The sequence below is a fragment of the Shimazuella kribbensis DSM 45090 genome (genome assembly GCF_000428065.1).
Classification (GTDB): domain Bacteria; phylum Bacillota; class Bacilli; order Thermoactinomycetales; family Thermoactinomycetaceae; genus Shimazuella; species Shimazuella kribbensis.
Genome location: NZ_ATZF01000010.1, coordinates 79,443 through 104,043, shown reverse-complemented (window position 1 = coordinate 104,043; position 24,601 = coordinate 79,443). Strand labels below are relative to the sequence as shown.

25 protein-coding genes and 2 other annotated features are annotated in these 24,601 nt (G+C 38.4%); of the genes, 17 read left to right on the top strand and 8 right to left on the bottom strand.

Annotated elements, in window-relative coordinates; translation table 11 throughout:
• Positions 1–62: 62 nt before the first annotated feature.
• On the bottom strand, positions 63–920 hold the full coding sequence (locus A3GQ_RS0113395) for an EamA family transporter (RefSeq protein WP_028777478.1): 858 nt from the start codon (positions 918–920) through the stop codon (positions 63–65).
• A 439-nt stretch (positions 921–1,359) separates the two neighbouring features.
• Between A3GQ_RS0113395 and A3GQ_RS0113385 the strand changes: the two genes are divergently transcribed.
• The gene (locus tag A3GQ_RS0113385) at positions 1,360–1,866 is read left to right on the top strand and encodes a hypothetical protein (RefSeq protein ID WP_028777476.1); all 507 of its coding nucleotides are present in this window, start codon (positions 1,360–1,362) and stop codon (positions 1,864–1,866) included.
• Positions 1,867–1,986: 120 nt separating this feature from the next.
• Here A3GQ_RS0113385 and A3GQ_RS24430 read toward each other — a convergent pair whose 3' ends face one another.
• A complete protein-coding gene (locus tag A3GQ_RS24430; protein ID WP_051271785.1) occupies positions 1,987–2,814 on the bottom strand; it encodes an ABC transporter ATP-binding protein in 828 nt (275 codons plus the stop codon).
• 81 nt (positions 2,815–2,895) lie between these two features.
• Here A3GQ_RS24430 and mqnC point away from each other — a divergent pair, with 81 nt between their 5' ends.
• Positions 2,896–4,008, top strand: a complete 1,113-nt coding sequence (mqnC, locus tag A3GQ_RS0113375; protein ID WP_028777475.1) for a cyclic dehypoxanthinyl futalosine synthase — start codon at positions 2,896–2,898, stop codon at positions 4,006–4,008.
• A 155-nt stretch (positions 4,009–4,163) separates the two neighbouring features.
• Here the strand turns inward: mqnC and A3GQ_RS0113370 are convergent, their stop codons facing one another.
• Both A3GQ_RS0113370 and A3GQ_RS0113365 read right to left on the bottom strand, forming a co-directional pair.
• Positions 4,164–5,129, bottom strand: a complete 966-nt coding sequence (locus A3GQ_RS0113370; RefSeq protein ID WP_028777474.1) for a hypothetical protein — start codon at positions 5,127–5,129, stop codon at positions 4,164–4,166.
• Complete coding sequence (locus A3GQ_RS0113365; RefSeq protein ID WP_211227735.1) at positions 5,122–5,412, bottom strand: PadR family transcriptional regulator; 291 nt, start codon at positions 5,410–5,412, stop codon at positions 5,122–5,124. The genes A3GQ_RS0113370 and A3GQ_RS0113365 overlap by 8 nt, the downstream gene beginning before the upstream one ends.
• Positions 5,413–5,672: 260 nt before the next feature.
• Between A3GQ_RS0113365 and A3GQ_RS0113360 the strand changes: the two genes are divergently transcribed.
• From A3GQ_RS0113360 to A3GQ_RS24425, 4 genes are all read left to right on the top strand, one after another.
• Positions 5,673–6,278, top strand: coding sequence for a metal-dependent hydrolase (locus A3GQ_RS0113360; RefSeq protein ID WP_028777472.1), 606 nt, complete (start codon positions 5,673–5,675; stop codon positions 6,276–6,278).
• A 107-nt stretch (positions 6,279–6,385) separates the two neighbouring features.
• On the top strand, positions 6,386–7,270 hold the full coding sequence (gene ytxC / locus A3GQ_RS0113355; protein WP_028777471.1) for a putative sporulation protein YtxC: 885 nt from the start codon (positions 6,386–6,388) through the stop codon (positions 7,268–7,270).
• 33 nt (positions 7,271–7,303) lie between these two features.
• Positions 7,304–7,526 (top strand) — a binding site (T-box leader).
• 41 nt (positions 7,527–7,567) lie between these two features.
• Entirely contained in the window at positions 7,568–9,490 is a 1,923-nt protein-coding gene (gene thrS, locus A3GQ_RS0113350) for a threonine--tRNA ligase (protein WP_028777470.1), read from the top strand.
• Between the two features lie 207 nt (positions 9,491–9,697).
• Positions 9,698–10,294, top strand: a complete 597-nt coding sequence (locus A3GQ_RS24425; RefSeq protein ID WP_028777469.1) for a class I SAM-dependent methyltransferase — start codon at positions 9,698–9,700, stop codon at positions 10,292–10,294.
• Between the two features lie 161 nt (positions 10,295–10,455).
• Here A3GQ_RS24425 and A3GQ_RS0113340 read toward each other — a convergent pair whose 3' ends face one another.
• Positions 10,456–11,031 (bottom strand): TetR/AcrR family transcriptional regulator, encoded by a 576-nt coding sequence (locus tag A3GQ_RS0113340; protein ID WP_028777468.1) that lies wholly within the window; start codon positions 11,029–11,031, stop codon positions 10,456–10,458.
• Positions 11,032–11,259: 228 nt separating this feature from the next.
• Between A3GQ_RS0113340 and A3GQ_RS27120 the strand changes: the two genes are divergently transcribed.
• From A3GQ_RS27120 to A3GQ_RS0113325, 3 genes are all read left to right on the top strand, one after another.
• Positions 11,260–11,607, top strand: a complete 348-nt coding sequence (locus A3GQ_RS27120) for a DoxX family protein (protein ID WP_028777467.1) — start codon at positions 11,260–11,262, stop codon at positions 11,605–11,607.
• A 15-nt stretch (positions 11,608–11,622) separates the two neighbouring features.
• Positions 11,623–12,690 carry an LLM class flavin-dependent oxidoreductase gene (locus tag A3GQ_RS0113330; RefSeq protein ID WP_245596784.1) on the top strand — a complete coding sequence of 356 codons (1,068 nt, stop codon included), beginning with the start codon at positions 11,623–11,625 and terminating at the stop codon, positions 12,688–12,690.
• Positions 12,691–12,827: 137 nt separating this feature from the next.
• Positions 12,828–13,328 carry a hypothetical protein gene (locus A3GQ_RS0113325; protein ID WP_028777465.1) on the top strand — a complete coding sequence of 167 codons (501 nt, stop codon included), beginning with the start codon at positions 12,828–12,830 and terminating at the stop codon, positions 13,326–13,328.
• A 221-nt stretch (positions 13,329–13,549) separates the two neighbouring features.
• Here A3GQ_RS0113325 and A3GQ_RS0113320 read toward each other — a convergent pair whose 3' ends face one another.
• Positions 13,550–14,725, bottom strand: a complete 1,176-nt coding sequence (locus A3GQ_RS0113320) for a glycosyl hydrolase family 18 protein (RefSeq protein ID WP_028777464.1) — start codon at positions 14,723–14,725, stop codon at positions 13,550–13,552.
• Between the two features lie 208 nt (positions 14,726–14,933).
• Positions 14,934–15,491, bottom strand: a complete 558-nt coding sequence (locus A3GQ_RS0113315) for a DUF4352 domain-containing protein (protein WP_028777463.1) — start codon at positions 15,489–15,491, stop codon at positions 14,934–14,936.
• Between the two features lie 371 nt (positions 15,492–15,862).
• On the opposite strand from A3GQ_RS0113315, the gene A3GQ_RS0113310 reads away from it, so the two are divergent.
• The 8 genes from A3GQ_RS0113310 (at position 15,863) to A3GQ_RS0113275 (ending at position 22,720) form a co-directional block, all read left to right on the top strand.
• Positions 15,863–16,387, top strand: coding sequence for a hypothetical protein (locus A3GQ_RS0113310; RefSeq protein ID WP_156877716.1), 525 nt, complete (start codon positions 15,863–15,865; stop codon positions 16,385–16,387).
• 293 nt (positions 16,388–16,680) lie between these two features.
• Complete coding sequence (gene argS, locus A3GQ_RS0113305) at positions 16,681–18,369, top strand: arginine--tRNA ligase (RefSeq protein WP_028777461.1); 1,689 nt, start codon at positions 16,681–16,683, stop codon at positions 18,367–18,369.
• A gap of 44 nt (positions 18,370–18,413) precedes the next feature.
• Positions 18,414–18,534 (top strand) — a sequence feature (ribosomal protein L20 leader region).
• Complete coding sequence (gene infC, locus A3GQ_RS0113300) at positions 18,532–19,080, top strand: translation initiation factor IF-3 (protein ID WP_245596783.1); 549 nt, start codon at positions 18,532–18,534, stop codon at positions 19,078–19,080. It overlaps the preceding feature by 3 nt.
• A gap of 20 nt (positions 19,081–19,100) precedes the next feature.
• A complete protein-coding gene (gene rpmI / locus A3GQ_RS0113295; RefSeq protein ID WP_028777459.1) occupies positions 19,101–19,298 on the top strand; it encodes a 50S ribosomal protein L35 in 198 nt (65 codons plus the stop codon).
• Positions 19,299–19,319: 21 nt separating this feature from the next.
• Positions 19,320–19,673 (top strand): 50S ribosomal protein L20, encoded by a 354-nt coding sequence (rplT, locus tag A3GQ_RS0113290; RefSeq protein WP_028777458.1) that lies wholly within the window; start codon positions 19,320–19,322, stop codon positions 19,671–19,673.
• Between the two features lie 197 nt (positions 19,674–19,870).
• Positions 19,871–20,278, top strand: coding sequence for a hypothetical protein (locus tag A3GQ_RS0113285; RefSeq protein WP_028777457.1), 408 nt, complete (start codon positions 19,871–19,873; stop codon positions 20,276–20,278).
• A gap of 189 nt (positions 20,279–20,467) precedes the next feature.
• Positions 20,468–22,138, top strand: a complete 1,671-nt coding sequence (gene ilvD, locus A3GQ_RS0113280; protein ID WP_028777456.1) for a dihydroxy-acid dehydratase — start codon at positions 20,468–20,470, stop codon at positions 22,136–22,138.
• Between the two features lie 348 nt (positions 22,139–22,486).
• The gene (locus A3GQ_RS0113275) at positions 22,487–22,720 is read left to right on the top strand and encodes a ribbon-helix-helix domain-containing protein (protein ID WP_051271782.1); all 234 of its coding nucleotides are present in this window, start codon (positions 22,487–22,489) and stop codon (positions 22,718–22,720) included.
• A 338-nt stretch (positions 22,721–23,058) separates the two neighbouring features.
• On the opposite strand, the gene A3GQ_RS0113270 is transcribed toward A3GQ_RS0113275, so the two are convergent.
• The gene (locus A3GQ_RS0113270) at positions 23,059–24,594 is read right to left on the bottom strand and encodes a SagB/ThcOx family dehydrogenase (protein ID WP_028777454.1); all 1,536 of its coding nucleotides are present in this window, start codon (positions 24,592–24,594) and stop codon (positions 23,059–23,061) included.
• Positions 24,595–24,601: the final 7 nt, after the last annotated feature.

The following is a 24,601-nucleotide window of genomic DNA, read 5'->3' as shown; positions in this document are numbered from 1 at the left end:
TGATTTTATCCTATCCTTGGTAATTCCTATTGTCAATGTTACAAAGAGGAATTACATTTCATTTACAGAGAAATGAGAACCAATCCAATGAGTATGGAGACAATGCCGACCGCTTCATTCCAAATCATTCGCTCAGCTAAAACCACTACTCCCCAAATAATCGTGACGATTGCAAAAAGGGATGTCAAAGTAACCACGATTGTGGTATCTGCTTGCATTAGCCCCAAATTATAACTAATGATTGCAATTACATCAAATATCCCTACTAATAGTAGCAAACCTGCTTCTTTTAATTGGGGTATTACCCATTGACGTTTGGGTATCAGAAGAAGGAGAGGCAATAGAATAACCGCTTGTAAACGTCCAATCCAAACTGTCATAAACGGACCAATTTCTACCGTCGGATATTTGAGACCAAAAAATGCGATTCCAAGTAACAGAGCTGCAAGAATTGCCCATAGTATCCCGCTTGATGGATTCGTTGTTTTTGTACTTGCAGCTGTATTAAATCGTAGTGAAGCAAAAATTACCCCAGCAATAGATAAGATGATCCCTGCTATTGTGATGAAAGAAGGACGTTCACCAAAAATAATTGCTAAGATTACCGTAATTGCTGCAAAGCTAGAAGTGATCGGAGCGACTACGGATACGTTACCTTTTGCTAATCCTTGATACAAACAAAGAATGCCAATTACATCAATTCCCATAAATAGCATGGCAAGGCCAACGGCATCCATGTGATTGATGAAGATACTCCAATCTCCGCTAAAAAACAAATAAATACTTAGCCCAATCGCACCAACTAACTGCATATAAAATAAGGTTGTATAACTTCCTATTCTACGACTAGTAATACCAGCTAGAAAATCCGCTGTTCCAAATGAAAATGCAGAAAGTATCCCCATTATAAAGCCATACATAAGGTTTCTCCTCTCTATTTTAGGTGAATATATGATTAGAATTCATATATTTAAAATTCGAAATATATGGTGTAGTAATAATTTATTCGATTCCGATGTCACTGTCAACTTTATCGAGAAATATTTGAAAATAAAATAGATAGTTTTATTCCATTTGAAGAGGAAGGCATGGGCAATCAATGTTGGTTTGTCTTTGTCTTGTTCATATATGAACTATCTCTCATTTGTAAAGATAGAGAAACAACAAAGTGTAAAAGTATTTATTTTAAAAATAATAGTAGTCACATCCAAATAATGAGTATATTTGTAAATTTAAAAAAATCGCTAGAAACTATTTACAAGAATAAGAATTAATAAAATAATTAATGATATGTAGTTAACAATGACGAAAAGAATGATCTTGAAAAATAGGCTATTTGGAAGGATGAGAGGTAATGTTATGGAGCAGCAAATTATAGAAATTGCAAAGGTTTATCATGATTTTTTGGTTGATGCTAATCAGGAAGATGAAAAAGCTGTTTCGGCAATTGAATTGCTCTTTCCCGAGGTTGACAGTAATAGAGTAAGAAATGAATTGTTCCGTCTTAGGCAGTTTGCACTACATTATATTTTGTTCAAAAGAATTCATGATGAGTCTATTGCTGATCTTATTTTTCAAGAAGTACAATCTCGAACCTTTAAAGATGGATGGAAATGGGATCTAGATAGTCAATATGATAGTATGTTATCAACGAAGGAATACAATGAACATTTCTCAAATTTCCATTCAGAGGATGAAAAATTGGAGTCGATTGGACTTTTATTTAGTGAAAGATTACTGGAGAAACAAATAGATCCTGTTGTCCAGTTAGGAAAAAGAGTTTCGATGAGAAATTTAGCCTTTATTAATAGTACCCTAGACTTTGCAATGGAAAATGGTATGTCATTTGTATCCTATTACTTCTAACTTTATTTAATAATCATGGAAGACTGACACTTTTATCAGTGCAATGTGGTGTGCATGAAAGGTCTTATACTTTTAATCTCCTAATCAAAAAAGTGGAAGGGATTTTATCCCTCCACTTTTTCATATCTTCTCATAAGGAATGCATGTGGGCAGTCCTGTATGTGGTTCAATCATAATATTTGCTTTTACTTCAAATACATCTTTTAACATATCATGTGTAAGTACATCAGAAGGAGTACCTTCCGTGTAGATTTGTCCTTTTTTCACAGCAACAATGTGATCTGCATAGCGAGCAGCATGATTAAGATCATGTACAACCATGATGATGGTTCTTTTTTCTTCTTTGTTTAGTTGTTGGATGAGAGACAGAACTTCTAACTGGTGAGCAATGTCTAAATACGTCGTTGGTTCGTCTAACAAGAGATAGGGTGTTTCTTGTGTAATTGCCATGGCGATCCAAGCACGTTGTCTTTGTCCTCCAGATAATTGGTGTACAGGTTTGTCTTTGAACTCAGTAAGATGCGTTTTTTCTAATGATTCTTCAATAATATGCTGGTCATGTTTGCTCAGATAGCCAAACCCTTTACGATGGGGAAATCTGCCAAAAGAAACCAATTCTTTAACTGTTGTACCTTCAGGTGCTTCAGGTAGCTGAGGGAGGATGGCTAATTGTTTTGCTATATTTCGTGTTGGTTCTTTGTGAATTTGTTTGCCATCCAAAAAAACAGCGCCTGCTGTTGGTTCTAATATACGAGCCAATGTTTTTAAAATCGTGGATTTACCACACCCATTTGCCCCAATGATAGCTGTCACTTTTTCTATCGGAATTTGTAGATTCAATTGATCTACTACTAGATGATTTTGGTATTGGACCGTGATGTTTTCGGTATAAAGCGGAATGATTTCCGACCTCCCTACATGGATGTTCCAATAAAAACCTATCAACATTGAGAATCATTGTCAATTATTTTGTTTCAGCTATGTTAAAATGGGGTTAATCACCTAGCAAAGAAAGGCTTGGGAGTGTATATGATGAACATTGACGATATATTAGATAAAGTACGAAATGGGCAGAGACTGACCTTAGAAGATGGCATAGCATTGTGGGAAAGCGATGAAGTAGAAAAAATTGGCGCTGCAGCCAATGAAGTGATGAAAAAACTCCATCCTGAACCTATCACTACTTTTGTAGTAGGCAGAAATATTAACTATACCAATGTATGCGACACTTACTGTCGTTTTTGTGCTTTTTATCGTTCTCCTGATTCTGATGAAGGATATGTTCTTCCAGATGAGACAATCCTGCAAAAAATAAAAGAAACACAAGATGTGGGTGGTACCGAGATCTTGATGCAAGGAGGAACCAATCCCAACCTACCATTTACTTACTATACGGACTTGCTTAAGAAAATTAAGCAGCAGTTCCCTAATATCACGATGCACTCTTTTTCTCCAGCAGAGATTGTAAAGATGCAAGAAGTATCAGGATTGCCATTGGAACAAGTAATTCGTGAGTTGAACGCGGCTGGTCTGGATTCATTGCCTGGTGGCGGAGCAGAAATCTTGGATGATCGAACTCGTCGTAAAATCAGTAGATTGAAAGGCTCGTGGCGAGATTGGATGGATGTGATGCAAACAGCACATCGAGTAGGGATGAAAACAACCGCGACGATGGTGATCGGGTTTGGTGAAAGCTTGGAAGAAAGAGTGTTACACCTTTTGCGTATTCGTGAAGCACAAGACGAAACCAAAGGTTTTCTTGCGTTTATCGTTTGGACATTCCAACCAGACAACACCAATATGAAACGTGAAAAACTAACACCTAGAGAGTATTTAAAAGCAGTAGCGATTGCCCGTCTGATGCTTGATAATGTGCCAAACTTCCAGTCTTCCTGGGTCACCATGGGGCCTGAGATTGGAAAGCTTTCCCTTGAATACGGTTGTAACGATTTTGGTAGTACGATGATGGAAGAAAATGTGGTTTCTGCTGCAGGGACGACGTACAAAGTAAACATCAATCTCTGTTTGCAGCTTATTCGTGAAGCGGGTAAAATCCCTGCTCAGCGCAATACTCGTTATGAGACATTACATGTATTTGATGGAACAGAACAAGTGGATAAAGATTTTGTGATGCAGAATTAAATCATATAGAAAATAGACAGTATAAAAACCTCTTGAGCATAGATGTTGTTCAAGGGGTTTGTTCTATTTCTGTAAAAATGAAAATTGATTTGTCTTTCTATAAAAGAATATGGACTTTAAGAGATGCTAAAATAATAGGAATGTGCGTATTGGGATCAAATATTTATATTGGAAGAATTTGTTTCGGGTTTCTCCAGCTTTATTCTTTGCATAATGATGATATTTTTGACCATCGAATAAGCGGAGAGTAGTGCTATAAGTATGAATAGGTAACCTATGTCTGTGGCATTTGTACTAGAAATGGATTTGTTTAGTTCCTCATAGGGTTGAAGGGCCAATATTCCATAAATCATCATACGAACTGCACTATGAAATACATTTTTTATGACATGTACATATGGAGAAGAATGAAAGTATGCGAACCATATTGTTGCAAGTTCCACTACTATTAAAACAAAGAATAATATAACAACAATTTGAGGTAAATTTGCGAATTTTAGTGAAATACTTTTTCCGAATTGATAGGTAGAATTATTATTCCAAAGGATTATAAATAAAAGTAATAAAAATAATGTTTTTGGAATAGCTAGCATTAAATTATGACTTCTCACAAAACTTTTTTGTGCAGATTTGTTGAGTTTTTCTAAATCAAAAGGAAGACTAATTTTTTTATTCTGTCGAGTTAAAACATATAAAACGACTGCTACTACACCAAGATCGCTTAAAAGAATAACAGGTATAAAAAGAAGCAACTCATAAATGGATAAGCTTGGAATATAGAAAAACGGGAAAATATAGATGCTACCCTTATCAGATATTAGTGAAGAGAAGAGACAAAGTAAAAAATGTAAACTGAATGTAATTCCAGTATAGAGAAATAAAGCATTTTTAAAACTTGGATCAATAATGTGATAATCGTCATCATTATATTGAGTAGCAAGTTTCTTCGGATCACCATAATTTTGGAGTACTTTTTCAATCGTTTGCTCCGTGATCTCCCCATACTGCCTTTCGCATTTATCCAATATAGCAATCTCGATTTCTTTTAAAATATCCACCTTATCTTTGCTGACAAGATAAAACTTCACCTCATTCAAGTAAATGTCTATTGCTTTAAACATCTTTACTGCCCCCTAATAAATTTTTTAGTAGTTGATTTTGACGTAGCCAAATATCAATAAGTTTTTCCAATACTTTTTTGCCATCCTCAGAGATTTGATAGTATTTCCTCGGTTTTCCTTCTACAATTTCCCAATTACTTTGTAGTATTTTCTTATTATTTAACCTTCTTAAAAGGGGATAGAGTGTATTTTCTTCAATGATATAATTTCTTTTTTCGAGTTCTCGAACAATTTGATAACCATACATTGATTCTTGAAGCAATACCATTACAAGTAACTGCAAATAACCTCTATTCATTTCTTTTGCGAAATTCTCGTATTCGATAATATATCTCCCCTTTCTATACTGTATGACCACATCATACTGTGTCACGCACAGTATGTAAATGCTTTTCTGAAAAATCTTAGATTATTTCTACCAAACTACATGAATAGTTTGAAAGAGTACCGAGATTATGGATTTATCCAGCACTACTACCATCTGTAAGAAAAGTGTACTATCATAAGAATAGTTCACAAATTCTACATAAAAAGGATGGCATCATGCAAGGAAAAACACATCTACGAATTGGTTTAGCAACAGGAGTAGCAGTTGGATTTGCCACAAGTGATAATTTTTTAACACTCACGACAACGGTAGCAATAGCTGCGGCAGCATCGATGTTACCTGATATCGATGAAGATGGTAGTAAGATCAATAAATGGTTATTTTCTTCGTTAAATCGAAAATGGCGTTCCTTAGCACTTGCAAGTGTAGGAGTTATGATTTGTCTCTTCTGGTATTTTGCTCAGTTACCGCTATGGGTGCTGTTATCTGGTCTTTATTGTGCAGGAGTGGCTTATGTTCCGCATCGTAGTGTAACCCATTCTTTCATAGGAATGGCATATGTTTTAGTGGTTATTTATCTGGCACTACCTGAATACCTCTATGCTGTAGCCGCAGGGTATTTTTCCCATTTGTTAGCGGATGCGTTTACGGTAGCTGGTGTTCCTTTTCTTTGGCCTTATCCCAAAAAAATCGGGATGAAACAGATTGGGCTTAAAGTGCGCACGGGGAGAGAGACGGATAAAGTTTTAGGTCGTGCAACACTTGTTATTGCATGTGTTGGTTATGTGTATTTACTAGGGAAAATGTATATTGTAGGTTGATAGTCATTCGTATGTCTGTCTCGGTATATTCTTTTTTTCCAATGTATACCTGCTAAATGTTTCCCATATACTAAAGCAGGATACACCAGACAGAAAGGGGTGCAAAGATGGATTTTACCATCAGCATACCTCAAGCAAATGCTTATCAGACTACTGGTTTGTTTCATCATCTCATGCAATTGCCTGACCGTATGGAAAAATTAGATGTACCTTGTGAAATTGTAGAAAAAAGCGTAGCGGATCGTTATTTTTACACGATTCAGTGCAGATTGAAGAGAAGATCACAAGAACGCGAGGTCAGACGTGCAATTAGTGAGGAAATCGCTAGGTATATGTGCACGTATTTTGAAGAGGATTTAATCAAAAATGCCATTCAAAAACACTATCCGCAATATTATGATCGCGAAATAGAGCAAATTAAAGTACATACCAATCGACTATTTCAAAAAAATACGCATACTTATTTTCGAACACCCTACAACAAACGATCGGAACGCTTGGCTAAACCTATCTTTCATTTTTTGCGTGAATCCAAACTTCTTGCTGTTGATGGATATGTGTGTTTTCGATTGGAACATTATCGAATTGCACTGGCAAAATGTGTCCATGATGCAGTAGATCAATTTTTATTGGATCAAGAATATCAAGATTTTATTTCACTATTGAAATATTTTGTCTCAGTGCAAGGATCCAAAATGGATATGGTGCACATCATGCATCGTGGAGTAAAAGAATTCGAATTGGTTGATGAACAAGGAAAAGCCTTGCAATTAAACGATGGCGGAACCTTGCAAGAGATTGTGGAGCATTCGTTTTCGCATGAAGATTTAATTGTGAGTACCTTGCTCACGATTGCCCCAGAAAAAATTGTATTGCACAGCAAATTTGCGGAAGAAAACATCATTCGTACCTTGACGCAAATTTTTGAGTCTCGTTTGGTCAAATGCAAAGGCTGCAATGCATGTGAAACAGCTGAAACACTTGACTTGTGAGCTTATCTTTGGTTATAATGCAGACAACTTTTTGAAATTGCTACGAAGAGGATATGCTTTCTTGTCAATGGTGATAAGAGATAGGGGCCGTCGGCTGAAAACCCCTTCACCCCCTTGAAAGAACAGTACCACCTCTGAGCAGAGATAGGGAAAATAAGTATCTATCTCCGGCTACACACCGTTATTTGTGCTTATGAGGACTTATTTTTTAAGTTGAAGTAGGGTGGAACCACGAGATCAAACGCTCGTCCCTTTTTGGGATGTAGCGTTTTTTTAGTTGAAAAGGAGTGAAAGGGCATGTTAGTAAAGTTGCCAGATGGATCAGAACGCACCTATGAGGAAAAAGTTACAGTAAACGATGTTGCAGGTTCGATTAGCAAAGGATTACAAAAGAAAGCGATCGCGGGTGTTATTGATGGAGAAGTTGTCGATCTTAGCAGAGAAGTGCCAGATGGCGCGGATGTCAAAATAGTAACTTTGGATGATAAAGAAGGTTTAGATGTTTATCGTCATAGTACGGTTCACTTGATGGCTCAAGCATTAAAACGATTGTACCCTGATGTGAAACTAGGGATTGGACCTGTTATTGAAGATGGTTTTTATTATGATATTGATCTGGCGGTGCGTTTAACGCCAGAAGATTTACCTAAAATTGAAGCAGAAATGAAAAAGATCGTCAAAGAAAATATTCCGTTTGTCCGGACGGTAGTCTCAAGAGAAGAAGCGATCCAAAAATATGAAGAAGTGAAGGATCATCTCAAATTGGAACTCACTCGTGACTTGCCAGCAGATGCAGAGATTACCATCTACGAACAAGGAGAGTTTTTTGATCTCTGTCGTGGACCTCATGTGCCTTCTACTGGACGACTAAAAGCATTTAAACTACTCACTATTGCGGGTGCGTATTGGAGAGGTAGCTCAGATAACCAAATGCTTCAACGTATTTATGGAACCGCATGGGAAAAACAGTCTGAACTCGATGCATACCTAGAACGCTTGGAGGATGCAAAAAAACGAGACCATCGTAAATTAAACAGTCAACTTGGTATTTTCTCCCTCGTTCCTGAAGTTGGGCAAGGCTTACCTTTGTGGTTGCCAAACGGTGCAAAAATTCGTCGGGAGATCGAGCGTTATATTGTTGATTTAGAAGAAAGTCTTGGCTATGACCATGTGTATACTCCACATCTAGCAAATGTCGAGCTTTATAAGATTTCTGGTCATTGGGATCATTATCAAGAAGATATGTATCCTCCGATCAAAATGGATAATGAGGAATTGGTATTACGTCCCATGAACTGCCCTCACCATATGATGATTTATAAGAGTGAAAGACGCAGTTACCGCAACTTACCATTGCGTGTAGCAGAACTAGGTACCATGCATCGTTATGAGATGTCTGGAGCACTTTCTGGCCTGCAGCGTGTGCGTTCGATGACCTTAAATGATGCCCATATCTTCTGTTTGCCAGAACAAATCAAATCAGAATTTAAACGAGTTGTCGAATTAATCCAAGAAGTTTATCGTGTTTTTGGGATCAAAGATTACTTCTTCCGTTTATCTTATCGTGACCCAAAAAATACGGAAAAATATATTGATAACGATGAGATGTGGAATGTTTCCCAACGTATGTTAAAAGAAACAATGGATGAAATGAGCTTGCCATATGTGGAAGCAGAAGGCGAAGCTGCTTTTTACGGTCCAAAATTAGATGTTCAAGTTCAGACTGCACTAGGGAAAGATGAAACGTTGTCAACGGTACAATTGGATTTTCACTTTCCTAACAAATTTGAGTTGGAATACATTGGTACCGATGGACAGGCACATCGTCCGGTCGTTATTCACCGTGGAGTAGTTGGAACAATGGAGCGATTTGTTGCATTTTTAACCGAATACCATATGGGTGACTTCCCGCTTTGGCTCGCACCAGTACAAGGAAAAGTGATCCCAGTTTCTCCAGCATTCCTTGACTATGCAGCAGAAGTGACCCGTCAATTAAAAGATGCAGGTATTCGAGTGAAACTCGATGATCGTGATGAGAAACTAGGATATAAAATTCGCCAAGCAGAAGTAGAGAAAGTGCCTTATATGTTTGTAGTTGGAGAAAAAGAAAGAGAAGCTCGTCAAGTGAACATCAGACGTCGTCACTCCAAAGAACAGAGTGTTGAGGGATTGGAAGAGTTAAAAAGTCGTTTGCAGCAAGAAATCAAAGACCGCGTATAAAACAAAAAAAAGCAATGGGTTATGATGAGCCCATTGCTTTTTTTTTTATCGTAATATTCCTAAGTAGGCTTTTTTAATGCTTTTTTATTCAACAGAAGATGAGTGTTTAGTTGAAAATTTCTTCTCTATGAATACTGGCATGTAAAAAGGAGATTTTAAGTAGATAGTTGCAGACTAAAATGGAAAGATGTTATAGGGAAACTCTAAATGATGATAAACAAGGAAATTTCACCAGTTCTTTATCAATGGATGGTTCGTCCAAATTGGGTAACAAAAAAATATATTCATGATCGGTTAAAGACAAAATTTCAATTTGAGCAACATACCGTTTTAGATTTTGGTTCAGGTACTGGATCGAATTGCACGATATTTACCCCTGAGGGCTATATCGGAATCGAACCTTGCAACAAACGGGTGAGATACTCACGTCAAAAGTTTAAAGACTACCTTTTTTATGTACTGGAAGATAACACTTTGCCTGTAGATGATAATAGTGTGGATTATATCGTGATCATTGCAGTATTACACCACATTTCGTCCAATCAAATGATCGATTACTTGGATGAATTTAAACGAGTGTTAAAACCAGGTGGTTCGATTCTTGTCATGGAGCCTTGTTTATACGAAGAGAAACCAATCTCTAACTTTTTTATGAAAAAATTGGATAAAGGCAGGTATATTCGTAATGAAAGTAGTTATCTAGAACTGTTTACTGATCGGGATTTTGATTGCCAAGTGGTCGAGCGATTTCGTAAATGTTTTTTATACAATGAATTCTTTTTTCGCGCTTACTTGAAACAGTAAAGATAAGCTTTTTTTTCAAATGTAGTAGATAAGGATTTCAATACTGTGATGATACATAACGAAACAGCCCTTTTGGGCTGTTTTTTTCGTGCTTATCCTCTAACCGTGTCCTGAGGGGAGCGCGAAGGACAGATTATCTAACCTTCTTTATATAAAAACTATTAATTGCTGATTTTAGGTAAATTTATGAACTGCATGCCACTTAGAGCCTTTTTAATATATTGCTCAGCTGTGAGGTGACTGTTATGTTGCCAATCGACAGAGGCTCCATAAATAGCCCAACTTAACATGACAGAACCAATTCGGAGTGTTTCCAGAAGCATTTCGGGTTGATTTTTTTGTAATAGCTTATAAAAAAGGCCTTCTAGCTCTGTTTTTAGCTTCGTTTCAATGGCAGACATAAAGGCATTGTAACTACGTTGGCATTGAGAGGAGAGCTCGGATTGAAAAGTGGTAATAGACAGAAAGATTTTTATGATGGTTTCTTCTGAGAGTTCATCGTATAACGTAATTTCATTGCTTACTTTGGTCATTAAATTTTCTGTTAAGACAGAATCCAATAATTGATACTTATCTGTGAAATGGGAGTAAAAAGTAGCTCGGTTGACGGTTGCTTCATCTGTGATGTCTTTAATGGTTATATTTTGGAACTCTTTTTTTATGGATAGCTGTATAAAGGCATCTATGATGAGATTTCGAGTACGAGTTATTCGTGGATCAATTCGGGTTTTTGCCATCAAATCCCTACTCTCTATGTTTTATAGACAATTTCCGAAATGTGTTGTTTAGACAACGATGGATGATTTTTGTGTATGGAATGGACGATGAAAAGAGACTAAATTAATTATACAACATCTGTTTTATAAACAATATATGTTGCATAGAAGGGTGTTGAACAATTTTGTTTTGCATGGAGCTGTTAGCAAAATGCTAATCATGTCTCCATCCGAAAGGAGAAAAATAAGATGAACATTCTCATGTGGATTTTACAAGGTTTACTCATTGCAATGTTTTTAATGGCTGGTCTGGGCAAGTTATTTGGTTCCAAAATGCACAAAGAAGGATTTGAGAAATGGAATTTACCTCAATGGTTTCGTGTGGTAACGGGATTCGTTGAATTTACTGGTGCTGTTTTATTAATCATTGGATTTTGGAATACAACAAGTGGAATGGCTGGAGCATTGATACTAGGATGTACAGCGATTGGCGGAACGATTACACATATTCGTGTTAAGGATGGCATGAAAGAGATGTCCATGATTATCATATTGGGGATTTTTGCTTTTTCTCTGTTGTTCTTACTCATGCGATGAAAGGAGAAAGAGATTGTGGGAGAAAATACATTTGATTTTGGCATCTATTCGTTAGGGGAAAGGTTGCCTGATGCAAAGGGTGTGATGCAACATCCTGCTAAAAGAATAGAAGACATCATCCAAACGGCCAAGCTGGCGGATGAAGCTGGGCTTGATATTTTTGGAATAGGCGAACATCATCGTGTAGACTTTGTGACATCTTCTTATGCGATGATATTAGCGGCGATTGCACGAGAAACAAAAAATATTAAATTGACAAGCACCTTATCGGTTATAAGCACAATTGATCCCGTTCGATTATATGAAGACTTTGCCACACTCGATTTACTTTCAAAAGGAAGAACAGAAATAATAGTCGGCCGTGGAGCATTTATAGAATCTTTTTCTCTCTTTGGTGCAAATTTAAGTGAATACGATGAATTATTCGAAGAAAAGCTGAAATTGTTTTTGATGCTCCAAAAAAATGAAGAAGTTAATTGGAAAGGGAAATTTCGGACAAAATTACAAAATGCAAAAATTGCACCACGTCCAATGAATAAGGAAATCCCTTTGTGGATTGGAGTAGGAGGAACACCGGAAAGTGCGATACGTGCAGGAAGATTAGGTGCAAATATGGCTCTTGGTCTATTAAGCGGTCCACCTGAAAATGCTAAGCATTTGGCAGATCTTTATTGGTCATCTGCAAAAGAAGCCGGTCACGATTTATCTAAGCTGCGCGTATCGGTGTCGGGTCATGCTTATCTTGCGGAGACAGGTGAGCAAGCAGTTGAAGATTTCTATCCACTTTATATCAAATATTTTAGTCATTTTATGAAAGAGAGAGGCCAAAGATTTTATGTGTCAAAAGAGTCCATCCATCATCAAAGGGCAGCCAATCAAATTCTAGCTGTTGGCAGTGCTGAAGAAATAGTAGAAAAGATTCTATATCAGTATGAGCTTTTTGGGCATAGTCGTTTTATGGGGCAGTTGGATTTGGGAGAACAATCATTAAGCAAGATCGAAAAAGCAATTGATTTACTAGCAAATAAAGTAGCTCCCATTGTTCGAAAAGAAATAAACAAAAAAAGGGTTAGTTCTATTTAGGACTTCATCTAGAAAATTCCAGAATGTGAAATTGTCTTTCGAGTAGATTGTATCGAATGACGATCTGTCATTATTTAAATATTTTGACCTTATATGATATAATGAACAAAACCGTTTCAAGGCTGAAGGAGCCAACCATGCCGCGTCGTCCGTCCAAGCCCGGCCGTACCTTCCGTCAGCACGTCCCTGTTTCTCCGAGCAGGCCGCCGGTCAACGGTACCGACCGTCGAAAGATGCACACTTCCGAAGCCACCAGCTCCGAGGAGCTGGAGCGTCGCCGGCTCAAGCCCCAGATCGAGCTTCCGAACAGGGAAGTTCGGCTGATCGAACGGGACTCTGAGTTCCAGCTTCCTTCGGGCGGCAAGATCAGCTGGCCTGTGCCCACCTCCTGGAGGTCAAATCTGGGGCAGGCGAAAGTGAAGATCGTCACCACTCATCCCATCGTCGTCCTTCCCGGACTCAAGCTGAAGCTTCACATCTGGGAGTGCAAGGAACACTGCTTCGGTCCCGCGATCCTCGACCAGCTCGGGCTTCTGCGACCGATCGAAGAAGGTGGGAAGTACTGCTACAAGAAGGGCCGGGACGGCGATCTCGTGGAGATGGACAAGGCGGAGTTCCTCTGGAACCTGCTCCGATGACGAGTAACCAAGCTGGCATGGGCCCTCTCCTTGAGAAGGTTGTGTCCTGTGAAAGGGACACAAGGGCAATGATCACCGTTTTCTTACGGAAATCCTTGCCCCCCAATATTTTATTTGGTATCTTTTTTGTTGATCTATTTTCTCTATACGAGAGAATAAGATAACACTAGATATATATTTTGTTCTATTTCACATACAAAACAGCCCAAATGGGCTGTTTTTTAGTACTTTCGAATATGAAAATTTTCTTCCAATAACGTCCAGTTTCGAGGGAAATCGCGGTGACTTATCGCCCAATAGCCAATACCACGAAGCTTGTATTTTTTTACTAGATTAAACTTAGCTTGGGCACTTTGTTCGTTTTCAAACCAGACTTCATGTTGTTTTCCCTTAGGATTCTCATAATGGAAAAATGGTACTTCTGCTTTATTATCGTATTGAATTTGTGCACCGGTTGTCTGAGCAATCCGAATAGCTTCTTGTGGGGAAACGATCTTTGCTGGTTTCTTGGCTTCATGATGAGGGATATTCCAGTCATATCCGTACAATGGAAAGCCCATCATGATCTTATGTCTTGGGATTTTGGTCACGGCATAGTCTAGTATTTTTCGGATTTCTGGTGTGGGAGCAATCGGGTTGGGTGGTCCTTCACTATACGCCCAATCATACGTCATCAATACAACAAAATCAGCGACTTTACCATGAAATGCATAGTCATGTGCCCCAGCCCAAGCTCCTCCTTGTTTGTCACTTGATTTGGGGGCTAGATCAGTAGAAACGAGAAATCCGTTTTGTTTTACGATGGGGATCAAGGTTTCGAGAAAGCCGTTGTAGAGTTTTTTATCTTTCTCGTACATATGTTCAAAGTCAATATTAAGCGCACGAAAACCTTTTTGCTTCATCGTAGTGACGATATTCGTTATGAATCGTTTGGAGGCTATTGGGTCCGTAAAAAGCTTATGGGCAATTTCAGGAGAATAGTTTTTCTCTCCTAAGTTAGTGATCACCATCATGGGAGTAACATTTTGTTTATGTGCTGTTTCTAATGGCTGGTTTTGTTTGAGATGAACAAGCTCTCCATTCGCCTTCGCGTTGTAACTAAAAAAAGCAATATAAGTTAACTGAGGAGAGAAACGCTTCACATTTTCTGTTGCTCTCTTTGCATTAGTTGGATCAAGGAAACCAAGCACTTCAATTTTTGGCTTATTGATGGAAGCAATAGGTTGATAGTTTTCTGTATCATTGATCGGAGGGGCGTGTTCTGGATGAGAGGGTATGGTATTTAGTTTTTTGACTACAGGATTACGTTGTTGTACAAACCGATCGATATCAGGTTTACTTTGTTGTGTACATGCTGCTAGTAATAAGGTGAAAAGTAGCAGATAAATTTTCTTCATGTCCTATTCCTTTGTTTTTTCTTTTGTGTAAGTAGTTTTAGTATGATTCTATTTTTTATACTAATTATGTTGGTGAAATTCGATTTTCTATTACTTTTTAAACAAAACAAAAAAACTCGAGTTACTCGAGTTCTTTGATCTATCAATAGTTTGTATTTTGAGTGCTTGGAGCAAATGAAACTCATTTTTATATTTTAAGAAAAACTATCTATTTGTTTATCAGTCTCCATTGGACTTCTTCACGCGGAAAAGTGCTTGGACTGAACACAAGTTTATAGTATTTTTCTTTGCCAGTTACTTCAAACGCGATAAACCCCGTTAATTTTTTACCTATATTGAGCTCTCCGTCGTATGAAGGCATATCAGGTAGATCTGCTTTTTTTAATATATTTCCTTCATTGTCGATCAATCTAAAGTCAGCGATTTTTGATTCATATTTAACTCTACCTGAGTTGTTAACGAGAGTAATCACCAGCTTTAACACTTTTCCTGTTGGGTTATAGGCAGGATCAACATTTATAATCTCTTGTTTGGATATTGTAAAATCCATAGTACCGGTATCTTTTGGTAATTTCACTCCTACTGTGTCCCCAATACGAAACACTTGATTTTCTGGTTGTTCTGTTTGTTGAGATGTACCATTAAGCTTTATTGCGGCTGGTTCATCGAGTTTGTTCCACCCCCAAATTACCAATGCAACACCTCCGATGAATAGGAGTAATAATACTATAAGTTTTATTACGGTTTTACTTATATCTTTATTCATACTTATCTTCCTTTTAGTTTAGTGGGGTAATGTAAAACCATGGTTTGAGTGAACTTAAGATCGATTTGTAGGGAATTTGTATTTAAGAACAGCACCAACCACCTCGCAATACTCTTTTATTTAAATACATGGGAATCGTAGCATAGAACACTAAATATAAATACTTTTATTGTCAAATAGGAATATTTAAATGAGTGGTGATGAATCTACTTATTTGAAAGTTTTGATATCATGTTCTTTAAAATCATAAAAAAACGGGAAACTGTTTCATTTGTTTTTCTTGTTACTCATTTTTCGAATTCACTATTGTCCGAAATCTTTAGAAAACGTATAATTTTATCTGTGTTATGTAGTCTTATCTGGAAAGGATAATGAACATATTGGTACGAAGAAAGTATGGCTGGTTTGTTTGTAGCATTTTGATTATTGTTTTATTGTCAGGCTGTGGAAGTGGAGTTTCTACAGATGTGCTTCGTCCATTGTGGACCAAGCAAGTAAATCAAGAAGTAACTCCATTGATGAAAGATGTATTTGCCCCTGTTTCTTCGCAAGTATCCTCTGAGCTCGTTTTTACCTCTGATTCGAGTTGGGATGTGTCAGAAGAAAAATTACCAAATTATAAATATGGGTTACAACATGCAAAAGAAACGAAAAAGGCTGAGGCTGATCCTCTACTTGTGATTCATGTAAAGCTTGATCAACCTTTTGAGTCTTACCCCTTAAATCAGTTGCAAGAACAGATCTGGTCAGCAAAGGAACAATTGAAAATAAATGGTGTGCAGGTGGGCACGATAAAACTGGAATACGGTGGGAAAACATATTTTAACGGGTCGTTACAAGCGATGAATAGTCCAAGTGATATCGATCAATTTTATCAAATTCAATCCAAAGGATGAGATTTGTAATCTTTTTTACTTGACCAAAAGGCTCTTTTTTGGTACATATTAAAATTAATAATCTATTGGTAAAGAACGAGTAAGAAAATATAGATCATCGAAGCGAACTGAGGACGGTGTGAGCTCAGTATGACTATTTTCTGAAACGCATTCTTATAAACTGCTGATCGGGGCACACCTCGTTAACAAGTACAAAGTGGTGCTTTACGCACAAACGGAGTGGTACCGCGGGCAAAACGCTCGTCTCCTTTTTGAGGGGATGAGTGTTTTTTTATTTTTAGGAGGACAGAAAAATGGATTATAAACATCTATTTGCAGAGCAGTTGGCAACATCAATCGAGCATGTTTTAGCAGTAGAGGAAATAGAAAAGGTAATTGAAAAACCAAGAAAACAAAATTTAGGCGATTTCGCTTTCCCTTGTTTTGTACTTGCAAAGCATTGGAAGAAAGCTCCACAAATGATCGCAACAGAGTTGGCTTCCAAAATAGAGCATTCGTTGTTTCAAAAAGTAGAGGCAGTAGGGCCTTATGTAAACATTTTTCTTCATAAAAAGCTTGCGAGTAAACAAATATTAGATGAAGTATTACGACATGGTGATCAGTTTGGAACGAATAAAGATGGAAGTGGAGGAGCAGTTACGATTGACTTGTCTTCCCCCAATATCGCGAAAGCTTTTTCGATGGGCCATTTACGTTCAACTGTAATTGGTAATGCCATTGCACATATTGCGGAGAAAAATGGATATCGTCCTGTTCGAATCAATCATTTAGGAGATTGGGGTACCCAGTTTGGTAAACTGATAGTCGCTTATCGGAAATGGGGAAACGAAGAAGAAGTTCGTAATAATCCGATTTCGGAGTTGATGAAACTATACTTGCGTTTTCATGAAGAAGCAAAAGATGATCCTTCTTTGGAAGTGGAAGGTCGTGAGGCGTTCAAACGCTTGGAAAATGGCGATGCAGATAATCACGCGTTGTGGGAGTGGTTTCGAGAGGAATCTCTTCACGAATTTGCACGTATTTACGATCTATTAGGAGTGAAATTTGATTATTTCACAGGGGAAGCTTTTTATACTGACAAAATGGATGCAGTTGTGGATATGCTGGAAGCAAAAGGATTGTTGATCGAAAGCGATGGCGCAAAAGTTGTTTCCTTGGAAGAAAATAATCTTCCTCCTTGTTTGATCCAAAAATCAGATGGAGCAACACTTTATGCTACGAGAGATTTGGCAACTGCGATTTATCGTAAAAACGAATATGACTTTGCTAAATCTTTGTATGTCGTAGGCAGTGAACAGAGCTTACATTTTACTCAGCTAAAATTAGTCCTTCAAAAAGCAGGTTTTGATTGGTCACAAGATATGGAACATGTAACTTTTGGAATGATGCTTCGTGATGGCAAAAAGATGTCTACCCGTAAAGGGCATGTGGTATTGCTAGAAGAAGTATTGAAGAATGCAATTGAGAGAACCCAAGCAATCATTGAAGAAAAAAATCCAACACTGAAAGAAAAACAGAAAGTATCTCATGATGTAGGTATTGGTGCAGTTATCTTTCATGATCTCAAGCATTTCCGCACCAACGATGTAGAATTTTCCATGGAACAAATGTTGAACTTTGAAGGGGAAACAGGGCCATATTTACAATATACGCATGCTCGCTGCCATTCTTTGCTTCGTAAAGGCGGATATACTCCTCAGACAGAAGCATTGGAAGTAATAGATGAAGAGGCTTGGCCGATCCTCACCTTATTAAAAGATTTTGATCAAGTAGTAAAATTAGCTTGGCGTGAATATGATCCATCTAAGATAGCTAGATATGCATTAGACCTAGCTCGATCTCTCAATCAATACTATGCACATGTTCATATTTTGTCTGATGAACAGAATAAAACAGCGAGAATGAACCTCATTTACGCGACAGCGATGGTATTAAAAGAAGCATTACGCATTTTGGGACTTCAAGCACCGCAAGAAATGTAATGGAAGATTGACAGGGATAGCCCATGCATGCTAAGATGAATTCATTGTGTAAGAAGAAGCGCCCGCTTCTCACCTGGTCGACGCAATTGGGTTGTTGCTAGGTTAGTTGAGGAATACCGTAAGTTATTTACGTGTGGGCGACTTTGCCCACACTTTTTTGCATTGGCGATCCCCACTACTGGAGGTGTAATTATTAGCAAAGAACAGCAACAGGTCAACGAAGCGATCCGCGCTCGCGAAGTGCGTCTCATAGGTGGAAATGGTGAACAGCTCGGCATTCAACCATTGCGAGAAGCATTGCGTATGGCGACAGAACAAAATCTAGACCTTGTCAATGTAGCACCGCAAGCGAAACCACCCGTCTGCAGAATCATGGATTATGGGAAATACCGTTATGAGCAAAGCAAACGAGAGAAAGAAGCTCGTCGTAACCAAAAGATTGTCCAACTGAAAGAGGTACGTCTCAGCCCTTCTATCGAGGATCATGATGTCCAAACCAAGCTGAAAAACGTAGTGAAGTTTTTAGAGCAAGGGGACAAAGTGAAACTGAGCATTCGTTTTCGCGGTCGGGAAATCACTCACCAAGATCTAGGACGTCGCGTTCTAGTTCGGATGGCCCAAGAAGTGAAAGAAATCTCTGATGTGGAAAGACATCCTAAGTTAGAAGGCCGTCAAATGATTATGATCTTAACTCCAAAATCGTCCAACTGACATCGAAGGGAGTATGTACGATGCCAAAAATGAAATCCAAAAAATCAGCTACCAAACGTTTTAGTAAAACAGGTACTGGTAAAGTGAAACGAAATCATGCGTTTACTAGCCACTTGCTGGAAGGTAAGTCTGCAAAACAAAAACGCAAATTACGCAAAAGTGCCATCATGGCTAAAGGTGATACCAAACGTATCGAGCAATTAATCGCTTATAAATAGAACGTCTAGGAGGGAATTTTCATGGCAAGAGTCAAGGGCGGTACTGTTACCCGTCGTCGTCGTAAACGCGTGCTGAAATTAGCTCGTGGTTACTTCGGTTCTAAACACCGTTTATTCCGTACTGCAAAACAACAAGTAATGAAATCTCTAATGTATGCTTACCGTGACCGTCGTCAGCGTAAACGTGACTTCCGTCGTCTATGGATCACTCGTATCAACGCTGCTGCTCGTATCAATGGTATGTCTTACAACAAATTGATGCACGGATTAAAAGTTGCAGGTGTGGACATCAACCGCAAAATGCTTGCTGAGTTAGCTATCTTTGATGAAAAAGCATTTAGCGAACTTGTACAAGTTGCGAAAAAAGCACAGTAAAGTCTTTTTAGTCTCATAGATCATTCTATGAGATTTTTTAATGAGTGAATAACTAATTTAGTACCTAGTCCTATTTTGACAAATATTGATAACAATTTAAACAAACTATCTAGTATTCGTAGGATATAATGAACATGAGATGGATTGTATATCCTCCTCTGTTTTTTTAATGGACAAACTCAAAGGAGTAGGGCTGAATGCTGGTTAATTGGATCAAACTCGAATACGAGCAATATGGGCATTTGGATGCACAAGGCAATTTGTGTTTACCCCTTGAGTATGCAGAGGATTTTGTTCGTATTTGCTTCCAACATAATATTGCATTAGTTGGTGTAGATTTTATTTTTCGTGCAGAAGATGATCATTATTATCATATAACAAGCCTTGATTGTAGCGAGATCATTTGGAGTTTTTCCGATTGGAATCATTTAGTAGATTATTGTAATCAAATTGTTTGGAATGTTATTGTGCAAGAAGGTAACAAAGAAGGAACGGAATATTTTATCCCTTATTTAATGGAAGAGTACGATTGGTTGATGCAAAAAATCACAAATGAACACGATAGTCTTGAGGAAAGTACATCTTTTGCAAGTGGCAATTATTGAGAGAGCAGCCTAATAATAGGTCTGCTTTTTTTTATGACTTGTGATAGTATAGATCTAATTTAGTAGAAAAGGGCAATATATTCTATCTTATCTACGAAATTTTACAACTAGATATTCGTCTAAGCCTTTAAAGGCTTGCCAATCGGGTAAGTTTTTTTCTTTATCATTTAATAGAGTAGGTGACCAAGAGTGAGAAGCGACAAAATTAAAAAGGGAATTGACCGTGCACCACATAGAAGTCTATTGCGTGCGGCTGGAGTAAAAGAAGAGGATTTTGGAAAACCATTTATCGGAGTTTGCAATTCATTTGTAGAAATTGTGCCTGGTCACATGCATTTAAATAAGTTTGCAGAAGTAGTCAAAGATGCTGTACGTGCTGCAGGGGGGGTACCCTTTGAGTTTAACACCATTGGTGTAGATGATGGGATCGCAATGGGGCATATTGGGATGCGTTATTCCCTGCCTAGTAGAGAAGTAATTGCAGATGCAGTAGAAACGGTTGCCCTTGCTCACTGGTTCGATGGTCTTATCTGTATCCCGAATTGTGACAAGATTACGCCAGGGATGTTGATGGGCGCAATGCGTGTAAATATTCCAACGATCTTTATTAGTGGAGGACCGATGAAAGCGGGTATGACTCCATCTGGTAAATCGATAGATTTGGTGTCTGTATTTGAAGGAGTAGGTGCACACCAAGCTGGAAAAATAGATGAGAAAGAATTATATGAATTAGAACAATATGCATGTCCAAGTTGCGGTTCGTGTTCTGGCATGTTTACTGCCAATTCAATGAATTGTTTAGCAGAAGCATTAGGAGTGGCACTTCCTGGTAATGGAAGTATTTTAGCGGATACCCCTGAAAGAAAAGTACTCGCGCAAAAAGCAGCTGCGCAAATCTTAGATTTAGTAGAAGCCGATTTAAAACCAAGTGATATCGTAACACAGGAATCTATCGATAATGCCTTTGCATTGGATATGGCAATGGGTGGTTCTACCAATACAGTGTTACATACGTTAGCGATTGCTCATGAAATGGGAGTGGAATATCCACTTACGAGAATCAATGAAATCGCTGCGAAAGTACCAAATTTGTGTAAAGTAAGTCCTGCTGGCAATTGGCATATGGAAGACATCGATCGAGCAGGTGGGATTCATGCCATCCTAAATGAATTGTCCAAAAAAGAAGGAGTATTGAATTTAGATTGCAAAACCGTAACATTAAAAACATTAGGGGAAAATATAAAAGCGCATAAGATTTTGGATGAAGAAGTCATCCATCCTCTTACCAAAGCTTATAGTGAAACAGGTGGATTGTGTGTGTTGTATGGCAACATCGCTCCTGATGGTGCAGTAATCAAAACAGGTGCTGTTGATCCTTCGATCAATACATTCAGCGGACCTGCTGTTATCTTTGAATCACAAGACGCAGCGATTGCGGGTATTTCGTTTGGAAAAGTAAAATCAGGCGATGTTGTAGTTATCCGATCGGAGGGACCAAAAGGCGGTCCGGGAATGCCAGAAATGTTGTCTCCTACCTCTGCGATCATGGGTCGTGGACTGGGGAAAGAAGTTGCCCTTATCACTGATGGTAGATTTTCCGGTGCAACCCGTGGAATCAGTATTGGACACGTTTCTCCAGAAGCGGCTGACGGTGGACCAATTGCTTTTGTCGAACAGGGAGATATCATTCATATCGACTTGATCAATCGAACCATTGAGTTGGAAGTATCGGATGATGAACTTGCAAAACGCAGAGAGAACTGGACACCTCCTAAAATTGAAGTAGGTGGTAGATTCCTACGTCGATATGCTAGTTTGGTGACCTCTGCCAATACAGGTGCTGTTTTGAAAGATATGTAAAATAGATTGAAAGAAACCACTTCTGATTTTATTTCTAGAAGTGGTTTACTTTTTGTTGATATACCTTATGGCCATCAACATGCTCAAAGGACAGACTGACAACCTCAGCAAGCAGGCTCATATACCAGATATAGACCAAATGGTGTCAGGTTAGGATTAACTGCTTATAACCTTTCCTATCCTGTCTTTGCTTTTTCCTTGTTTTGTTTGATTAAATGATTTACTTATTAAATATATTGGGTGATATGGTTCTCTTCAAGTGGTGTCAAAGACATGTTTTTGTTATCATTAACTTAGCCAATGAGGGAGTCCCTCAAAAAAACGAATGGGCAAACCTAAGGAGTTGCGATGACGGGTAATGGGAAACGCGGAAGCAAACTAACCCGTGTAACAGTCAATCTGAATCCTCGTGCCTCAGCTGCTCTGAGACGAGTGATCGAGTCGACTGGTGACAGCCAAACGGACTGTATCAACCATGCTCTCCCGCTCTACTACTTTCTTGAAAAGATTCTCTCTGATGGGGGAGAAATCTGCGTTCAAGAGAATGGTGAAGACAAGCTGACACGTCTTCGCTTCTTTTAATTCATTCCCTCAACAACGGTGTATACTGAACCCTAGGTTCAGTAACAGGCTGGTCTCCTTTGTAAGAGGGGACCAGCCCATATTTTTGGTATGCAAAGAGAAGAATACTAAGGGCTAAGGAGTTAAACTTATCCTGAAAACATTGGTCTAGTCCTGCGTATGTCAAGCCGAGGGGAATGCGCACAGCACCATGTTCTGCGTCGCACGCGCCAGTAATAGAGAATCTATGGATCGTCTACACTTATCTAGACAGAAAAAATAAGGTCACATACAATCCAGTTAACCAAAGGGACAATGGCGGATATTCATTGTCCCTCTCAGTGTTTTACTATAAATCATCATGCATGTAAACTTCCTTCATATTGCCCATATCGTTGAAAAGGACCTATCGGTATTTGGATCAAGCTGGTTTGTTTCGTTCCATCCAGTTGATAGAGCTGATCTACGCTTTTTGCATCATATCCTAGCAATGGATGGCCGCCAAATCCAAGTGAAGAAGCTATGAGTAATAAGCGCTGGACCAAAATTCCTGTTTTCATTTGCTGCATTCGATAGCTTCTTGGGCCTAATGTTTCCTGATTTGCAATGGGATCGCCGATAATATGCAGGCAAATTGGAGTTTGAAACAGATTGATGTGAGCATCAGTCAAACATTGTTGTAAATGAACATGAAAATTACCTTCCTGGATAAGATGCAGCGAATGTGTCTGAACATCATAGGTATACATGCCTTTTGGTACCTCATCCACTTGATGGAGATACCCAGCTAATTTTAGATCAGAAAAATAGTGTTCAAGATGATGGAGATCATGTTCCATTGTTTTTTGTAAAAGGGTGGCGAGTTGTGGTTGTGATATAGACCCAAATCGAAAATCCTGGCCTGGTGAGGTTCTATTTTGGCAAATCGTATAAAAGGATAAGGACGATGTTTGGTTTGGTGGAAGTGTGATGCATTTGTTACGATGCAAGATGGGGGAGCAGATTGATTTACTATCACAAAAGTTTTCTGTTGTAGTTTGTATAGATGATAGATGGATTTTTTCTACTTCTGGATAAGGGAGTATTTTTTTTGAGTTCATCTGATAGGGATGTTTTATTTTTGGGAGAGAAACACAGAGTTCATGGCTGGTGATGTGCTCTTGTTTGATTGAAAGGTGATGCGTTTTTTGTGGAGTCAGACTTAATGGTATAACAGCATAAGTACTTTCTTGATTGGTAGATAGTCCTAGCAAATGATTGATCGCTTCATCCAAAAATTGATCATAAATCGTAGCTTGGTAAGGTATTTGTTTTGCTACTTCTAGTAACTGTCCCAACAGTACCCCGCTGTCCAATCCTTGTAGACGATAAGAGAAGTTATGGTATTTGAAAAAGTTTTTCCAGAAGAATACAGAAACAAATACCGTTGCAAAGCAAGGAGAGATGTCACACTGATAACCCAATGCTTCAGCAAGAAACGAATCGAAATTTCCTTCTCTTAGTAACACCAATGCATGGTGAGAAACATCATAGTGATAGATTCCGTTAGGAATGTCTTTTGTTTTCAGATAGAGATACAATTCATTTGGGTATAGTGCTCCGCCTGAAGGTACAAATCGCCTAAGAGTGTATTGTTCTTCCTTGATTGGGTAGGATGTATGGATGATTTTCGTCAATCCATAGATATACCATAAAAAATAACCAATCTCATCTATAGTCGGAATGTGCGATGATTCCCTCTTTAGATCAAGTGGGATTTCCATTGAGAGTGCTATTTTGGGAAGTATGTATTGTTTGAATGGTAAAGGCGCGTCATTCCAGTTCACTTCCCAATCAGAAGGACGGATTGTCTCTGGATGATGTTGAAGATGGGAAAGAAAAGTATGAAGATGCACTCATTCG